Consider the following 15,667-nt stretch of genomic DNA (forward strand, 5'->3'; position numbering starts at 1 on the left):
ACTGTAAATCTGCTGGCGATGCCTTCGAAGGTTCGAATCCTTCTCCATCCACTTGATGAATAATTTCATCTGTTGTAGCCAATGGTTACGCGCCGATGTGGCTCAATTGGCAGAGCAGCTGATTTGTAATCAGCAGGTTATCGGTTCGAGTCCGATCATCGGCTTTTTCTTTGAAAAAGAATAAAATATCGCGGGATGGAGCAGTCTGGAAGCTCGTCGGGCTCATAACCCGAAGGTCATAGGTTCAAATCCTATTCCCGCTACTTATGCCCAGATAGCTCAGTTGGTAGAGCAGAGGACTGAAAATCCTCGTGTCGCTGGTTCGATTCCGGCTCTGGGCATTTTGAATGCGATGGCTGTTTAGAAAAAGCCTGAGCATTTTAAATGTCAAAGGCTTCTTCTAAACAGCCAGACGTTTAAAATAAAAAATATAATATGGAGCATTAGCTCAGTTGGTAGAGCACTTGACTTTTAATCAAGTTGTCCGGGGTTCGAATCCCCGATGCTTCACTAAAAAAATGCCGAAGACCTTCAAATAGGTTTTCGGTCTTTTTTTTGTTTGAAAACATGACTTGCATAATAGAAAACTGTCCTGTACAATTATAAAAAATAATAAAAATTACGGGGGCATGTTATGAAGAAGTTAATATGGGGAATTATGATTGTTTTTCTATTTTGCTTTCCTGTTTCAGCAGAGGCACAGACTTATTCGTTTAGTGCCTCCAAGGTAGTAATAAAGACTGGAAGTAAAAAAGAAATTCCTGTATATTCTGGAAAGAAGAAAGTGAAGGCTGATCTTTTTAAATGGAAGTCTTCTAATAAAGGAATTGTTACCGTTTCTTCTAAGGGCATTATACGTGCCAAGAAGGCTGGGAGTGCGTATATTACGGCCAGCAGGGGTAAGAAGAACATTCGCTGCAAAATTTTTGTATATTCTAAGACTGTAAAAACAGGATTTTATTCATACGGCAGTAGCGTTTCTATGAAAACGGGTGAGGGCATTACACTTGTTCCGAAAAAGAAAGGCTCTGTAACAGTTTATAAATCTTCAGCACCGAGTATTGCCAGTGTTTCCTCGAATGGTACCGTATATGCGAAGAAAAAAGGAAAAACAAAAATTACCTATACATCTTATGGAAAATATAAGTATACAGCATCTGTTACTATTCAGGTAAAAGCACGGGGAACTTCTTATACATATACGAAGACAAATTTCATTATGCATCGTGGGCTTCTAAGAGAAGCTCCTGAAAATACGCTGCCCTCCTTTAAATTAGCTGGTTCACGAGGTGCAAAATATCTGGAATGTGATGTACGAAAAACTCTTGATGGGGTATATGTAGTAGCTCATGACAGTAATTTGATGCGCATGTGCGGTGTTGATAAAAGAATTGAGAAGATTACATATGCTGAGTTGAAATCCTATCCCATTATTGGCGGTATGAATGCAGAATTGTATCCAGGTAATTATACACCGACTTTGCAGGAATACATTAATGTTTGCAATCAATATTTTGCAACTCCGGTCATTGAGCTGAAATGGACTTGCAAAGATGCTGAAGTAGAGCAAATGAACAAGATTTTCCTAACTTCCAAACGTCAGCCAATAGTTATTTCTTTCCGGGAAAAGCCGTTAATTAAATTGAGACAGATTAATTCAAAAATAGGCATTCAGTATATTATGAGGGAGGGAATTACAGAGTCTGCGCTTCGAGATGCTAGGGTTTATGGTTTTCAACTTAGCGTAAGCAGTGCGTATGTGAACCAAAAGACAATAGATGATCTGCATAAACAGGGAATTAAAATCGCAGTCTGGGATATAACCAGTGAGCAGATCATGCGGCAGTATGTAGGCTGGAAGGCGGATTATATCACAACGGAAGAAATTTCCTGGGCCACAAAGACTTTATAAAGGACATTGATTTTTTAATAGATAAATATCTAAGAGGTGTATAAAAAATCCAAGCTTTTAAGTAGTAATATAAATACTTAAAAACTTGGATTTTTTTGTAATATTATTTGCGCAGCAAACGCTATTTTGGGGTGCACAAGATGATCTATCTTTGGTGGCTTGCAATCTCGTAAAAGGTATTGCTGTGCACAAGCTTTATAGTAATGAATTATGGGCGTACAATAGTTCCGGCGTTTTCCATGATTTCTACGATTTCATACATGTTTGTAACACCGCCTACGGCTAATTTCTCTTTTAGGCCGTAGAAATCAAGGCAGGTTCCGCAGGTGAGGATTTTGACGCCTTCTGCTTCCAGGGACTTCAGATCTTCGAGAGAGTCAGAACCTTCGCAGGTAAGGTAAGCGCCGGAATTATAGCAAAGGATGGTTTCCGGGAGCTGATCCTGTTTGGTAAGGGCAAAGATGAAAGATTTCATAAGAATTTTGCCAAGCTGTTCCTCTCCGTTTCCCATGGTGTTGGCGGACAGAACAGCTACAAGGCCGTGCTTCTTGGAATCTGGAGCACAGGTTGGTTCAGATGCGGCTGTGGGCTGAGAAGCTGTAGCTGCATTCTGTGCGCCTTTTTCTGGAATCTGGAAAGTTACAGCGTAATCTTTTTCGCCTTTTTTCTCAGCGGTAGACTGGAAGCCTCTGCTTGCTGCAAATTTAGTCAGGTTCTGAACGGCGATTTCATTATCCACCAGAACGGTAAGAACACCGCCTTCAGTCATTTCTTCAGATGCTTTCTTGGCATTTACTACGGGAAGAGGGCATGCCATGCCTCTTGCGTCTACAGTTTTGTTCTGCATATAAAGTTCCTCCTTATAAGCACTTGTCAGTATTCTGTTAAATGATGCATTCATAAATTCCCTCAGGCTGTAGATCCTGCTGTGAAAGCAGTTCTTCGAGAGATTGACGGCTGTTAAGATCTGCGCACCAGGAAAGTCCGCAGCTGGCGGAAATCGCCCTTGGAACAGGAATTAACCGCCCAGGTGCCTGGGCTGCCTTGCAGGCTTTTTCCATAGCGATGGCATCTGTGGTGCAGCGAAAGGTTATGATAAGTCGTTTTTCTCTGGATATCATTCTATACCTCCTGAGGTTTTGTGTTATATTCAGTATAGTATTAAAATTGCAAATTTGCAAGTTTTGTTGACAAAGTATTACTACAAGTGTAGAATTAAAGTGATTATTCACTGGCTGCATTCTGCGTTACTGTGCATGGTGGGACCAGCAGCTAATTACCATACTATCTATTGTGGGAAATATAGATAGAGAGGATGTACAAGGAGAACTTAAATAGGAATATGCGTGTTTGATGTGTCAATAAGGAGGGATAGAGTAGGATGAAAAAAACAATTAACCGTCTTCCAGATTCGGAACTGGATATTATGCTGGTTTTGTGGAAGTATGAGCCGCCGATGACCAGAATTGAGATTGAACGTGTGGTAAATGAGAAAAAAGCTTTAGCGCCAACAACCATACTTTCACTTCTTACCAGACTGGAGAAAAAGAATTTTGTGAAAGTGACAAAACAGGGAAAAATGAATCTTTACACGCCGCTGATTTCCCAGGAGGAATATCAGCAGAGTGAAAGCAAAAGTGTGCTGGAGAAGCTGTACGGCAATTCTCTGAAGAAATTTGTGGCTTCTTTGTACCAGGGCAAAAAAATGAATCAGGATGACATTAAAGAACTTCATGACTTTTTAGAGGAGCTGGAGGATAAAGAAGAGGATTTATGACATCATTTATGTTTCTGATTTTGAAGATGAATGTGATTGCAGCATTGATAATCTGCGCAACTGTGTGGATCGGACATTTTACGAAGGGAAAATATTCATCGAAATGGAAATATTATATGTGGCTGATTGTTATGGTTTTTCTGCTGATACCCGTGGATTTCTCAGGAGGAAGTCTGCTTAGGATTCAGATCGGGCAGAAGGAAGCAAATAGCAGTGCAAGCAGTTCCTGGAGGGGAAAACAAAATGCCAGCAACCAGGCGGAGAATAAAAATGAAGCTGGGGAAACCTCCACAACAGATGCAGTACTTTCGGGAAATCTGATCAGTACAGTTGTTGATGAGAAGTCTAATGCTGTAAATAATGCAGCTGAAGAAAGTGCTAAGAGTGGACAAGTACCTTCTAAAGGTATTTCTACGATTACTCTCAGTTACGGCACGCTGCCGCTCGAAAAGCTTCTGAATGCGGCAGGAATCATCTGGCTGTGCGGAATTCTTCTGTTTGGCTTCACCAGGGGTATGCGCTATTATTTTTCCTTGCATAAGATGGAGCGTTGGAGTTACCCCGCAGATAATGAGGAAATGCAGGAATTGTATTTCAGGCTCTGCCGTAAGAAACATATCAAAAATCCGCCAAGGCTTCTTGTATGGGAAGGGCTTACCTCCCCGATGCTGGCAGGAATTCGCAATCCCGGACTTTATGTGCCGGAAAAGGCATTCACGCTGGAAGAACTGGAATTTATCTTTTCCCATGAGCTGTCCCATTATATGAGACATGACCTGTGGTATAAAATGCTGATGCTCATCGTTACAACCATCTACTGGTTTAACCCGGCCCTTTACCTGATGCAGCGGGAAGCGGAGAAAGATATTGAAAATCTTTGTGACGGAAAAATGGCAGCCCATTATACCATGAAGAATCGGATGAAATATGGGGAGCTATTGCTAAAGATTGCGGCGAGCCAAAATCACATTCCTTATATGTCAGTGGGATTCAGTGATGGCAAGAAGGTTTTTAAGGACCGTATTTTGTATATGAAAAATTTAAGGTGCCTGAAGGAAAATGTTTTTCCGGCAGTATTGCTGGGAGCTATTTTGGTGGGAGCTCAGGTATTTGTAGGAGTTTCCTTCGATGCGGTTCAGGCGGCTGTAGGTGACCTGGTGGAATTTCAGCCAGATCGGGGAGCTGCAGGAGAATATGTAAACCTTATAGCAGAAAACAGTTCTGATAGCTCTTACGGAGCAGGAAGAGACAAGGATTCCGTTGCAGGAAGAAATCAATCTGCTTCCGGGAATATAAATGCAGATGGCAGCGAGACTTTGAACAGTGAGAGTACGAGTAAAGCTGATTATTCAGAGGGCATAGATACTAACGATGGAAGTACATCAGACAGTACTTCTGAATCTGGAAATTCAGGTACGGATTCAAGTGATGACTCCGTGACAGGCAGTGCCGAAACCAGAGGAATTACCTTAACGGATGAACAGGTCACAGTTTGGGCGAAGGATGGTTCCTGGGCAAATTATGTATATCGTGCCACAGATGGAAACTGGTATGATGGCAGCGGAAGACTGTATTATGAAAATGGCGGCGGAGAATGGACCCAGGCTGCAACTGGTGAACAGGGGTCAGAAGATGCGCCGGAAACACCTTCTGAGAATGCGCAGGCGTCTTTGGTTGTTGTGGATGAGGAAGGGCTGAACTATCAGACTCTTTATCAGAACAGTGCCGGAGAATGGGAAAATAATGCTTCTGGTGCGTATTCGGATAATGGAGACGGAACGTTTACAGGGCCGGATGGAACCTTGTGGTATGAGAATTAAGTTAAAAATAAAATAATGTGAAATGTGGAAATCCCACCGAAATATTTGAGTATCTGACTCAAGGTATTTCGATGGGATTTTTAATTTCATTCCTGCAAATCTTTAGCTGTAGAACCCGCAGGTTCAGCATCGTCAGCAACGGATGCAACTGCGCTTTGGGCACCAGGTACTTCAGCATTTTCTTTCTCAAGTGTTCCTTCTTCAGAATCCCCCGGATCTTCCTCTTCTGTCACCAGATATCCATGTGAGACCGGTTCAATGGTCTGTTCCATAATGCGGTGAAGCAGTTCCAGGCCGCCGGCACCTTTGAAGGTGCCATAGAGGAAGTTTTTGGAGATTTCTTCCGTGATAGATTCAAGTCCTTCCATAATCATGCCTTTTCCCGGAGTTTCGTACCAGCGAATCTGAAGTTCATCCTCTGGCAGGAAGAAAATATGGATTTTTCTGCGCACGCATTCTTCCAGAAAAGTAATCTCAAGCTTCAGGACAGCGGTGCCATTTTCGTCAGTGGTAAATTCTCCGCAGGTACCAACCAGATAACTCTCTTCATGAAGCGTAAGCCAGGATTCCTTTGCCTGCCCGAATCCAACCGGGAGGGGATGCCACTCTCCGGATTCCAGGAAGTTTACAGAGAACTCCCCTTTTTCACAGGTGAAAGAAAGCTTTTGCACACCCTCCGTCATATTATTGTGGAAAACCTGGATAAACAGAGGAAAAAGTCCAATGCTCTGTGGAGAAAGTTCAAAAATTTTCCCATTCAGTTGTAAGGCTGCCTGATGGGGATCAGGTGAAGGAATTCCTTTCACATAATTCCAGATATTCTGGCGGGCACCGGTGCTGCGGCGAAGTCCGGCAGGATTCTTTTTCCAGCCGCCTTTTCGAAGGGATGAAAGTGTCTGGGCAGTGGCGGTGCCGTTTTCTAACTGGGCAGTAAGGCGGTTCAACAGGCTCTGCGCGCATGGATTCTCAGGGAGAACGTCTGCAGGGTGAAATTTCCGTGGAAAATACTTGCGGATAATATTCAGCATGACGCAGTTCTGAAACAGCTCGTTGTTGCCTGCATTGGTGACGATTACCATATTCATGTCCGGATAAACAATTACGTTCTGCCCCAACATTCCGTTAAATTCAAAGCTGCCGGGGCGGGCCTCCATCCATATCTGGTAACCGTATCCGTAAGTGCCCTCGATGCTCTCCTTATGCTTGGCTGTGGAAACTTCCACCCAGAATTCAGGAATGATCTGCTGGCCGTTCCATTTGCCTTTCTGCAGATAAAGCTGTCCAAGTTTAGCCATGTCTTCCGCACAAAGGAAAAGTCCCCATCCTCCCTTGGTAATACCCTTAGGACAGGTTTCCCAGAAATAACGGGTAATGCCAAGGGGAGCGAAAAGCCGCGGCTCCAGATACTCTGTAAGTGTCTGACCAGTGCGCTCTGTGATAATTGCGGAAAGAACATAGGTGTTCAGACTGTTGTATAGGAAATTTTCTCCAGGGTTTCCGGTGATGGAAGAATTCATGTAGCTGGTGAGCCAGTCGTTGCCAGACACAATGCCGGATTCATTGAAGGTGATGCCGCTGGTCATGGTGAGAAGATTCTCCACGGTGACGGTGGGACGGAAAATTTTGGTGAAGGTATTCAAATTCTTCTGGAAAATATCATAAATATTTTCGTCCAGGGAAAGCTTGCCCTCTTCTACAAGAAGTCCGATAGCCATTCCTGTGATGCTTTTGCACATGGAATGGGTGACATGCCAGATTCCGCTGCGATAAGGCGCGAAGTTGGCTTCGCAGATGACTTTCCCGTTTCGAAGAACCATGAAATGATGCATGTCTGTATAGTGGGAAGCCACCAGATCACGGAGCAGATCCGCCAGCATATCGGAAGAAATGCCCTGGCTTTCCGGTGTTGCTCTGGGAAATGGCTGCTCATAGGGCTTGTCAAATGGGAACTTGGGCTTTTGCGGGAAAAAATCTACTCTGCTTGCGCCATCGGTTTTTCCAAGAATGATATTGGTGATCAGTTCTGCAACTGCAATTTGTTCTTTTGCCATAGGCTGCTCCTTTCTGGTGAAGGGAATATTAGGTAACTGCTATATTAGTATAACCAAAAGTTGATTGAGCTTATTGTAGCAGTGGACAATTGCGGTGTCAATAAGGCAAAAAAGGAAAGTGCGGCTGTGATTTGGCAAAAATTTTTCAGAAATCAGGTTCTATCCTGCAAGCGGACAGGCATAAGAATAACTATACCTGCACAATCATGGAAAGTGCGCAGTTCCATCGCGGTTGTGGACAGGCATGAAAAAAAGGAGGACCTTTATGAAGCATTTTTTTGATATGATGATGACTGTTATGGTTGGCTTTGTCACAGGAGTATTTTGTGGAAAAGGTAATGCACTTCAGTTCGTAAAGGTACTTGTGAGCGGACAGGCTGCAGGCGCCCAGACTTGGTTAAGATCAGGATGCAGTGAAGGCCCCTGTAGTGTCCGTGAGAAATCAATTTCAGGAAAATTATTGCAGAAAATGACATCAGAAGAAATGCATGCGGCAGATGCGGAGAAAAGAAAAGTGACGGCCGCAGAAATGCGCGGAAAAAATAGCAATCGGATACGGGATGTTTTTTATAAAAGAAGCAACCGAATAAGGGATGTTTTTCATAAAAACAGCAACCGGATAAGAGATGTTTATTTCAAAAAAGGACTGCCGTATATGCGGCAGTCCGTGTGCAGAGGCAGTCCTTTGTGAGGAAAGCTATAAGGATTGCCTGAAAAATGTTTTGTAAACGGTGTTATTTCGTAAAATGAATGGTGATAGGACAGATCTCGCTGTCGGTTCCTACTCTCATGCTTGGTCCCCAGATTCCGGCCCCGGAAGTGACAATGTTGTGCATGCTTCCTTTCTGAAGGTAGCCACAGGAATTTTCCCAGAATAGATGGATAATGAGATTTCCGGGGAAAATCTGGCCGTCATGAGTGTGACCGCAAAGGTCCAGATCCACACCGGCAGCAGCTGTTTCTGAAAGCTCTTTCGGCTGATGATCGATAAATATAATTGGTTTGCTCTGGTCCAGCGCTTGGGTAAGCTGGGCCGGAGTCTGACGGGAGCCTTCTACTTTTTCACAGCGGGAGGCGTCCCGGCGCCCAACTATGTAAAACTTGTTGTCAATCAGTACAGATTCGTCATCCAGCAGGTGAATGCCTGCATCTGTAAGAAATTCTTCCATTCTTGGATCGTTGTAGCTGTCTTCTGTTCCATTAAAGGTAAATCCTGCAAGAATCGGCTCGTTGAGATCGTGATTTCCCCAGCAGGCGTACACCCCATATCTGGATTTGATCCCTTTTAAAATTTTCTTTAATTTATTCGGTTCAGAAATTGCATCGTATTCGTTGTCGAAAATATCTCCGGCAATACAGACGACATCAGGATTTTCGGCATTGATTTTTTTCACAATGCGTTTTGCCTGGGCGGTGCCCATGCTGTAGCCGAAATGAGTGTCTGCAAGAAGAACTACTTTCAGGGAATCCATGCCGTCCACTGATTTTTCCACAGTAACCTCATAAGGCGTGGTTTTCACATTGGCGACATGAAGAATTCCGTAAATGCTGACTGCAATGATCAGAACCGTGCAGATCAGTCCGGTGATCACAAAGGTGCTCCGCTGTCCGATAAAGGGCGCGTGGAAAACGTATTTCAGTATCAGGCGTCCGAAATCCACAACAGCGATTACAAGAAGAATGTAAATAAAAGTACCGAGAAAGTAATTTCCAATATGCTTCAAAATGCGGTGCAGGCTGAGCGGTTTTTTCACAAGAAAACCGGTGAGCAGTGCAGTGGCAAGTATAATATAAATTCCCACAAAGGAAACGCGGAATGCCATAGTCTGGAAAAGCCTGTGACATGCGCCCATCCAGCGTATCATCCAGCGGACCACATAAAAGTTGATCAGGATGTACACAGGTGCAAGAAGTATTGCTCCCATAGAAACCTCCATTATTTATAAAATTCTGTAAAACAGGTTCAGTATACTACGGTTCATAAGTTTTTGCAATTGTGCATATAATAGGGAGAAAATGATAAGGACGAGTGTGCCGCAAGTTGCGCCTGGACGATACTGGGGAAAAGGCGGCACGGGGCTGGCATGAGAAAGTGGTTTCGGAAGTTTTGTTCTTCGGGATTTTTCATTCCCCTTGTTCTGTTGATGCCTTATGTGTGTACGATTCTGTTAAACGGTGCGGATAAAGCACTTTTACTTTCTTCTCTGGATGAGGAGGTTATGGTTCCACTGCTGCTTATGGTGCAGCTGAAAGGGGATTATGAGGAGGAAGCGGTGAAGGCTCAGGCTGTGATCGCCAGGTCGAATTTGTACAGGCGGCTGGCAGCAGGGGAGCAGGCGGGGAAAATTATGGAAGAAGTAAGCGGGGAAGTTACCGGGAAAAATACGGACAGAAATAGCGGTGGAGAGTATTCGTTTATTCTGGATGGGACTCTGTCACCAGGACATTTGTCCCAAATCTGGGAGATGATGAAAAAGGCTGATACGCTGCAGGAAAATAAAAACGCGGCAGATGCAACTGCCGGGCAGGTGCTTACTTATCAGGGAGAACTGAAGCTGGTGCCGTATCACCAGATCAGCAGCGGAATGACCAGGGATGGGGCGGAGGTTTTTCATAATGAAGAATATTCCTATTTGAAATCTGTGGACAGCAGCCAGGACAAGGATGCTCCGGATTATGTAAACAGTACATATGTGTCAGCAAGTCAGCTTCCAGCCAGGCTTGTGATCAAAAAAAGGGACAGCGCAGGCTATGTGACTGCTTTGACCGCAGACGGAAGCTGGCTGGAAGGAGAGAGCTTCCGGGAGGGAATGCATCTGGCTTCGGCGGATTTTTCCATGCAAAAAGTGGGAAATGCGGTGCGGTTTCTGTGCAAGGGAAAAGGACATGGGCTGGGTTTTTCCCAGTATGGGGGAAATGAGATGGCGAAGGAGGGCAGCAGCTGGGAGGAAATTCTGGAGGCTTATTTTCCGGAGATGGAGCTTCAAAATATAAATTCCGTGTAGATTTTTTACAAATCTGGCAGATAAAATGAATAAGCCTGTTTATTCTGGACACCCTATAAATACAGACGGTACAACAGCTGTGAACAGAATGTATGTAGAGGTGAAAAGAATATGAGGAAAAACAGAACAGCAAGATTTATTTTTAATGGCGCGCTTCTGGCAGTGATGGCAGTTTTGGGCGTGACAGCTTATCAGGTGTCAAACAAACAGGAACATATTCAGGAGGTGCTTCCCCTGGAAAGTACACAGGAAAACGATACGGCGAATGGGGAAAGTTCCGCGGATTCCGGAACTTTGGCAGAGGCAGGAACCAGCCTGGTTGAGGCAGATATGGACGAAATGTCTGATACAGGAATTTTGGATGAGGAAGCTGTAGTGAAGGAAGCTGCCAATGAGGTGGATAATGCGGCTGATCTTACAGGTGTTGAAAATTCTGCGGACATCGGAGAAAGTACCAGCGTGAATGCCCAGGTTTCCCTGAATCAGAGTCCGGAAATCAATTTTTCTGAGGATACATTGATGGAATGGCCAGTGAACGGACATGTGATGATCGACTACAGCATGGATCAGAGCGTTTATTTTCCAACTCTTGACCAGTATAAATTAAGTCCTGCGATTTCCGTACAGGCAGTGGAAGGGGCACCTGTTGTGTCTGCCGTGAACGGCACTGTGTACTCCATTGAGAATGACGCTGAGACAGGAACTACCGTGACCATGGAGCTTGGAAACGGCTATCAGGCAATTTACGGACAGTTGACAGATCTGGATGTGGCAGAAGGTGACTCGGTTGAAAAAGGAGAGATCATCGGCTATGTTGCAGCGCCTACCAAGTATTACAGTGAGGAAGGCAGCAACCTGTATTTCGCAATGAAGAAGGACGGAGAGCCCATTGATCCGATCGCATATCTGCCGTAAGATGGGAGCTTAGGCTCTTGATAGTAACCGCTTATGAATAACAAAGCGGTTACTGATCTCGGTGTGAGCAGTAACTCTTTGTATGCTATAAATTGTGTTTATAACAGGATGGCAGCATTCACAAAAGAGTAAAAACAACGTATAATAAAGCAGGTGGGAAAATTCGCAGTCGGTGTTGTGTCCTACCTGCTTTTTTCCGGCTCCGCAGGGAAATGATGGGGCTTGTTGGTGAAATACTGTAGTTTGGACCGATTGCTTTTTATAAAGATAAGGGGTGCTGGCCGTTGGGAAAGACGAAGGCGGTGCTCCTTTACATAGAATGAAATTGACGCTGCCAGAAGCCAGGAAATACTTATCAACTGGAAAAAACGTGGTAATGCTCTATAAAAGATTCGGGAATTGGAAAGGATAAAAATGAATTATACTTATATTGTGCAGTGCGCGGACGGAACCCTTTATACCGGGTGGACAAACTGTCTGGAGAAGCGCCTGAAGGCGCACAACAGCGGGAAAAACGGAGCGAAATACACGAAGACGAAGCGGCCGGTGACCCTTGTGTATTATGAGGGATACGCGACGAAGGAGGAGGCGATGAGCCGGGAGTATGCCATTAAGCAGCTGACGCGGGCTAAGAAATTTGCGCTGATGGAATTTTGAGATGGCAGAGGGCAGCAGCCGTCTGACTAGAGCGTGTTTGAAAAATCATTCCCGCAATCTGCACGCCCCACTTTGCGGTATATTTAGTCCGAATTCAGTTGCCGTAGACAGAATGGGAAAAAATATTTCGACCTGTATACCTGATTTGCGGTATATTTTACCCGAATTCGGGCTCCAGCTACGAGTCCCTCATCCGGGTAAAATGTCTCACAAATTATTGCAGAAAGCCTTTTTCAAATATGTTTTAGGAAAAAGCCATTACACTGGCATATTTGCCACAAAGCAATACATCACAATAAAGTGGCAGGCACTTCCCAGCATAATAAATACATGGAAGATTTCATGTGATCCAAAGTTCTTGTGTCTGGCGTTGAAAATGGGGAGCTTCAGTGCGTAGATCACACCGCCGATGGTGTAGATAATACCGCCGGCAAGCAGCCATCCAAACCCAGCCTTGGGAAGTGCGTGAATAATTGGAACGAAGGCCAGAACACACAGCCAGCCCATGCCAATGTACAGCACGGAAGATACCCATTTGGGACATGTGACCCAAAATCCTTTGAATACAATACCAAGGATTGCAGTTGCCCAAACAAGAGCGCAGAGTGCATAACCAATCTTGCCGTGAAGTACGATCAGGCACACTGGTGTGTAACTGCCTGCAATCATTACGAAGATCATCATGTGATCCAGCTTTTTCAGACGTCGGTTCACCTTGTCTGTAGAATCAACGGAGTGATAAAGTGTGCTGGCCGCGTAAAGCAGCATCATGGTAAGAATAAAAATGCTAAGTGCCAGAACATGAATGTGGTCGCTCCACACTGAGGAACGAATCAAAAGCGGCGCAGCTCCGGCAGCAGCCAGAAGAAAGGCAATACCGTGGGTAATCGCGCTTCCGGGATCTTTTAATTTGAATTTCATAAACAACACCTCCAGACAAATGGAAAACGAAAACTAATATACGTAGTATTAAAAACTATGTCATCAAGTATGCAATAACTATACCATTTTTTTTCGAAAATGCAAGGGGTTTTAGAAAAGTTTTATAATAAAAGTTTTTGGGGTTTGGGGGCAGCCAGAAATTGTCTGGAAGACAAAAATAGATAGCACTTAAGTTTGCAGCATGGTATAATGAGTTTCAAGAAAGCAGCATATTTAAGAGAATGCTGCGAAGAATTTGCAGGGGGTAACTAATTGTGAAGGTAACAGAAGAGCTTTTACAGAAAGCTGATCAAATCCAGAATTTTTCAGATGGAATCATTATGCCGGATGGAGATTACAGGCTGATCGAAGAGAATGGACATCTCCAGACCATGATGGCGCTTTTGCCATATCCGGAGAAAGAAATCTGGAAAATGATACCGGAGAATGACTCCGCACTATTCTGGATGATCGAGAGAACCGGATGCGTGCTTACAGATTACAATTCCACAGTAGGAATGGCCATGACGCCAGAACAGAAAGAGGTTTTTGACGCGCTGGTGAAGCATGGGATTATTTCTCCAGAGTATTTCGATATTACCAAACAGAGACAGAAGATGAGAGAGCAGGCGAAATAAGAAAAAATAAAACTGCTGTACCGACTGGCATATAAAAAATATACCAGGGTGCAGCAGTTTTTTTGTCTGAAAAAGTGTGTGAAGCGTTACTGCTCCATCTGCCGTCCAAGGAATCCGGCGGCGGTCTGGACCAGGAGTTTTACGTTGGTACCCATGATGTCTTTGTCGCCTTTTCCCATGAGGATGACACTGCCGATGGCGTCGCCTGCGGCAATGATGGGGTGGATGACCTGGGAACTGGAAACGTCAGGCTGTTCGTCCACTACGGGGATTTTGCCCCGGTCTTTGGTGTTCAAGCATTTGGATTCCCTGTCGTTGATCACGCCTTCTAACTGGTGGCTGATCATTTTTCCGATAAATTCTTTGCTTCCCGGTCCGGCAGCAGCCACTACCTGGTCGTGGTCGGTAATGCAGGAAAGCATGCCGGTGGACTGGGAAAGGGATTCGGCGTATTCTTTTGCGAAAATGCTCAGCTCTCCGATTGGGGAGTACTTTTTCAAGATGATTTCGCCTTCACGGTCGGTAAAGATTTCAAGGGGTGTGCCTTCTTTGATTCGCAGAGTCCGGCGGATTTCTTTGGGTATGACCACCCTGCCCAGGTCGTCAATTCTTCTTACAATTCCTGTCGCTTTCATTTATCTGTTCCTCCTGTATATTTCATCTGCTTCCATATTTTGTACTGTATGGATAGTATGTGAAAAATTGGGGGAATTATGCCTGACATTTAATGTTTTTTAGCGTTTCCAAAACATTAAAATTTCCATTTTTCGAAACCGCTGGCGGATTTTGTTTTAACGGGAAAATCCAGATATTCTTCCAGCGTCATTCCGGTAAGGGTCAGATATCCGGAAAGCTCCCGTGTGACGTAGCGGATATGCCAGGGCTCGTATGGAATTCCGGTAATGTCTTCTTTGTTCTGGGGATAGCGGAGAATAAATCCGAAAAGAGATGCGTTGCGGGTAAGCCATTTGCCTTCTGGAGTTTGGGCAAATTCAGGAATCAGTTCCAGGCCAACGGCAGGACAGGAAACATCCAGTGCCAGTCCGCTCTGGTGCTCACTGGTGCCAGGCTGGGCAACATAGGGATTGCCTGTGTAAAGCTCCTGCTGGCGCTTATAAGAACGATATCCGGAGATTCCATAAAGGCATAATCCTTCTTTGCAAGCTGCATTTATAAGGCAAAGGGCAGCGTGAGCAGTCTTTTTTTCCAGAAGACGTTTCGGATCCCCGGGACGGGTATCGAATGGAATTCCAATATCAACAAGATTTTCGGGAACATAGTCGGGTGGAAGCGGGTGATTGCGGTTGATCAGGCGAGTATAAATATTCTGCATAAAAAAGTCCCCCTTTCTGCAACATCCTTTTATATGTATGCAGGAAAAGGGGGAAATATTCTTTAGCCCTGTCCGCCCCAGAAATCTACGGGTTCGTAATCCTGCAGCTTGGCCAGGAAACCGCGCTGACGAAGTTCTTCCTGGATGGTGTCCAGGATCTCTTCACTTTCGGCGTCTATGGTGTGGTAGTGGTAGCCGGAGGTTACATTTTTCAGAAGGCTGGACTTGCCGGTGCTGATTTCTTCCATGTAGGCACGGATGTCACGGCGGGATTTAATTCCCATGTCTGCTTTGAGGACGCCGTAGACCTTGTGATAGACAAACACATCACGGATCTGTCCGCCTGCATCTACAATGGCACTCAGTTCTTCTTCCACCTGGTCATCGGTGTGATACACCTTAAAAACTCTGGAATATTTCTTCTCTTCCTGAAGCAGATAACCCTTGTTTGTGGAAAAAATAGTGGCACCGTTGGCACGCAGGAGAGAAATGTCCTGTACAATAATCTGGCGGCTTACATGCAGCTCCTGTGACAAAGTGCCGCCGGAAACCGGACCAGTGCTGGAGGATAAGATATTTAAAAGCTGCTTTCTTCTTTCTTCACCCTTCATAATTTCATCTCCTGTCTGCTTGTTATG

General features: G+C 44.7%; 16 protein-coding genes, 4 tRNA genes and 1 pseudogene. 13 read left to right on the forward strand and 8 right to left on the reverse strand.

From position 1 onward, the window contains the following. Positions 1 to 91 precede the first annotated feature (91 nt). From DWZ38_RS10970 to DWZ38_RS10990, 5 genes are all read left to right on the forward strand, one after another. A tRNA-Thr gene (locus DWZ38_RS10970) sits at positions 92 to 164 on the forward strand. 25 nt (positions 165 to 189) lie between these two features. Further along, positions 190 to 263, forward strand: a tRNA-Met gene (locus DWZ38_RS10975). 5 nt (positions 264 to 268) lie between these two features. Then, a tRNA-Phe gene (locus tag DWZ38_RS10980) sits at positions 269 to 341 on the forward strand. 96 nt (positions 342 to 437) lie between these two features. After that, a tRNA-Lys gene (locus DWZ38_RS10985) sits at positions 438 to 510 on the forward strand. Positions 511 to 634: 124 nt separating this feature from the next. Next, the gene (locus DWZ38_RS10990) at positions 635 to 1,912 is read left to right on the forward strand and encodes a glycerophosphodiester phosphodiesterase family protein (RefSeq protein WP_117852676.1); all 1,278 of its coding nucleotides are present in this window, start codon (positions 635 to 637) and stop codon (positions 1,910 to 1,912) included. A gap of 208 nt (positions 1,913 to 2,120) precedes the next feature. Here DWZ38_RS10990 and yedF read toward each other — a convergent pair whose 3' ends face one another. Then, a complete protein-coding gene (yedF, locus tag DWZ38_RS10995; RefSeq protein WP_117852678.1) occupies positions 2,121 to 2,759 on the reverse strand; it encodes a sulfurtransferase-like selenium metabolism protein YedF in 639 nt (212 codons plus the stop codon). A 37-nt stretch (positions 2,760 to 2,796) separates the two neighbouring features. After that, complete coding sequence (locus tag DWZ38_RS11000) at positions 2,797 to 3,033, reverse strand: DUF3343 domain-containing protein (protein ID WP_117852680.1); 237 nt, start codon at positions 3,031 to 3,033, stop codon at positions 2,797 to 2,799. Positions 3,034 to 3,293: 260 nt separating this feature from the next. On the opposite strand from DWZ38_RS11000, the gene DWZ38_RS11005 reads away from it, so the two are divergent. Together DWZ38_RS11005 and DWZ38_RS11010 are read left to right on the forward strand one after the other, a co-directional pair. Further along, positions 3,294 to 3,689, forward strand: coding sequence for a BlaI/MecI/CopY family transcriptional regulator (locus DWZ38_RS11005; protein ID WP_021926047.1), 396 nt, complete (start codon positions 3,294 to 3,296; stop codon positions 3,687 to 3,689). After that, complete coding sequence (locus DWZ38_RS11010; protein WP_117852683.1) at positions 3,686 to 5,509, forward strand: M56 family metallopeptidase; 1,824 nt, start codon at positions 3,686 to 3,688, stop codon at positions 5,507 to 5,509. The genes DWZ38_RS11005 and DWZ38_RS11010 overlap by 4 nt, the downstream gene beginning before the upstream one ends. A gap of 86 nt (positions 5,510 to 5,595) precedes the next feature. Here the strand turns inward: DWZ38_RS11010 and DWZ38_RS11015 are convergent, their stop codons facing one another. After that, positions 5,596 to 7,560: a serine hydrolase gene (locus DWZ38_RS11015; RefSeq protein WP_021926049.1), complete on the reverse strand. Its 1,965-nt coding sequence runs from the start codon at positions 7,558 to 7,560 to the stop codon at positions 5,596 to 5,598. 265 nt (positions 7,561 to 7,825) lie between these two features. On the opposite strand from DWZ38_RS11015, the gene DWZ38_RS11025 reads away from it, so the two are divergent. Further along, positions 7,826 to 8,251 (forward strand): hypothetical protein, encoded by a 426-nt coding sequence (locus DWZ38_RS11025; protein WP_021926050.1) that lies wholly within the window; start codon positions 7,826 to 7,828, stop codon positions 8,249 to 8,251. 43 nt (positions 8,252 to 8,294) lie between these two features. On the opposite strand, the gene DWZ38_RS11030 is transcribed toward DWZ38_RS11025, so the two are convergent. Then, a complete protein-coding gene (locus DWZ38_RS11030; RefSeq protein WP_117852688.1) occupies positions 8,295 to 9,485 on the reverse strand; it encodes a metallophosphoesterase in 1,191 nt (396 codons plus the stop codon). A gap of 159 nt (positions 9,486 to 9,644) precedes the next feature. Between DWZ38_RS11030 and DWZ38_RS11035 the strand changes: the two genes are divergently transcribed. The 4 genes and pseudogenes from DWZ38_RS11035 to DWZ38_RS23505 form a co-directional block, all read left to right on the forward strand. Beyond that, a complete protein-coding gene (locus tag DWZ38_RS11035) occupies positions 9,645 to 10,565 on the forward strand; it encodes a SpoIID/LytB domain-containing protein (protein ID WP_117852690.1) in 921 nt (306 codons plus the stop codon). Positions 10,566 to 10,676: 111 nt separating this feature from the next. After that, positions 10,677 to 11,480 carry a M23 family metallopeptidase gene (locus tag DWZ38_RS11040; RefSeq protein WP_117852692.1) on the forward strand — a complete coding sequence of 268 codons (804 nt, stop codon included), beginning with the start codon at positions 10,677 to 10,679 and terminating at the stop codon, positions 11,478 to 11,480. A 414-nt stretch (positions 11,481 to 11,894) separates the two neighbouring features. Next, positions 11,895 to 12,137, forward strand: a complete 243-nt coding sequence (locus tag DWZ38_RS11045) for a GIY-YIG nuclease family protein (RefSeq protein WP_021926054.1) — start codon at positions 11,895 to 11,897, stop codon at positions 12,135 to 12,137. Between the two features lies 1 nt (position 12,138). Next, positions 12,139 to 12,224: pseudogene (locus DWZ38_RS23505) on the forward strand (hypothetical protein); the annotation flags it as partial. Between the two features lie 171 nt (positions 12,225 to 12,395). Here DWZ38_RS23505 and DWZ38_RS11050 read toward each other — a convergent pair. Further along, positions 12,396 to 13,058 (reverse strand): hemolysin III family protein, encoded by a 663-nt coding sequence (locus tag DWZ38_RS11050; RefSeq protein ID WP_021926055.1) that lies wholly within the window; start codon positions 13,056 to 13,058, stop codon positions 12,396 to 12,398. Between the two features lie 275 nt (positions 13,059 to 13,333). Here DWZ38_RS11050 and DWZ38_RS11055 point away from each other — a divergent pair, with 275 nt between their 5' ends. Then, positions 13,334 to 13,696: a hypothetical protein gene (locus tag DWZ38_RS11055; RefSeq protein ID WP_021926056.1), complete on the forward strand. Its 363-nt coding sequence runs from the start codon at positions 13,334 to 13,336 to the stop codon at positions 13,694 to 13,696. Positions 13,697 to 13,782: 86 nt separating this feature from the next. Here DWZ38_RS11055 and spoVT read toward each other — a convergent pair whose 3' ends face one another. From spoVT to DWZ38_RS11070, 3 genes are all read right to left on the reverse strand, one after another. Beyond that, entirely contained in the window at positions 13,783 to 14,331 is a 549-nt protein-coding gene (gene spoVT, locus DWZ38_RS11060; RefSeq protein ID WP_021926057.1) for a stage V sporulation protein T, read from the reverse strand. Positions 14,332 to 14,447: 116 nt separating this feature from the next. Then, entirely contained in the window at positions 14,448 to 15,029 is a 582-nt protein-coding gene (locus DWZ38_RS11065; protein ID WP_021926058.1) for a M15 family metallopeptidase, read from the reverse strand. Between the two features lie 62 nt (positions 15,030 to 15,091). Continuing rightward, positions 15,092 to 15,640, reverse strand: coding sequence for a transcription repressor NadR (locus DWZ38_RS11070; protein ID WP_117852697.1), 549 nt, complete (start codon positions 15,638 to 15,640; stop codon positions 15,092 to 15,094). Positions 15,641 to 15,667: the final 27 nt, after the last annotated feature.

This window comes from Ruminococcus sp. AF31-8BH (assembly GCF_003460605.1).
Lineage (GTDB): Bacteria > Bacillota > Clostridia > Lachnospirales > Lachnospiraceae > Blautia_A > Blautia_A acetigignens.

Bases quoted from the DNA above. Each gene is read 5' to 3' on its own strand.
- DWZ38_RS11025 (WP_021926050.1), top strand. From the start codon at position 7,826: ATGAAGCATTTTTTTGATATGATGATGACTGTTATGGTTGGCTTTGTC.
- DWZ38_RS11045 (WP_021926054.1), top strand. From the start codon at position 11,895: ATGAATTATACTTATATTGTGCAGTGCGCGGACGGAACCCTTTATACC.
- DWZ38_RS11035 (WP_117852690.1), top strand. From the start codon at position 9,645: ATGAGAAAGTGGTTTCGGAAGTTTTGTTCTTCGGGATTTTTCATTCCC.
- DWZ38_RS10990 (WP_117852676.1), top strand. From the start codon at position 635: ATGAAGAAGTTAATATGGGGAATTATGATTGTTTTTCTATTTTGCTTT.
- DWZ38_RS11030 (WP_117852688.1), bottom strand. From the start codon at position 9,485: ATGGGAGCAATACTTCTTGCACCTGTGTACATCCTGATCAACTTTTAT.
- DWZ38_RS11040 (WP_117852692.1), top strand. From the start codon at position 10,677: ATGAGGAAAAACAGAACAGCAAGATTTATTTTTAATGGCGCGCTTCTG.
- DWZ38_RS11015 (WP_021926049.1), bottom strand. From the start codon at position 7,560: ATGGCAAAAGAACAAATTGCAGTTGCAGAACTGATCACCAATATCATT.
- DWZ38_RS11000 (WP_117852680.1), bottom strand. From the start codon at position 3,033: ATGATATCCAGAGAAAAACGACTTATCATAACCTTTCGCTGCACCACA.
- spoVT (WP_021926057.1), bottom strand. From the start codon at position 14,331: ATGAAAGCGACAGGAATTGTAAGAAGAATTGACGACCTGGGCAGGGTG.
- yedF (WP_117852678.1), bottom strand. From the start codon at position 2,759: ATGCAGAACAAAACTGTAGACGCAAGAGGCATGGCATGCCCTCTTCCC.
- DWZ38_RS11065 (WP_021926058.1), bottom strand. From the start codon at position 15,029: ATGCAGAATATTTATACTCGCCTGATCAACCGCAATCACCCGCTTCCA.
- DWZ38_RS11005 (WP_021926047.1), top strand. From the start codon at position 3,294: ATGAAAAAAACAATTAACCGTCTTCCAGATTCGGAACTGGATATTATG.
- DWZ38_RS11050 (WP_021926055.1), bottom strand. From the start codon at position 13,058: ATGAAATTCAAATTAAAAGATCCCGGAAGCGCGATTACCCACGGTATT.
- DWZ38_RS11070 (WP_117852697.1), bottom strand. From the start codon at position 15,640: ATGAAGGGTGAAGAAAGAAGAAAGCAGCTTTTAAATATCTTATCCTCC.
- DWZ38_RS11010 (WP_117852683.1), top strand. From the start codon at position 3,686: ATGACATCATTTATGTTTCTGATTTTGAAGATGAATGTGATTGCAGCA.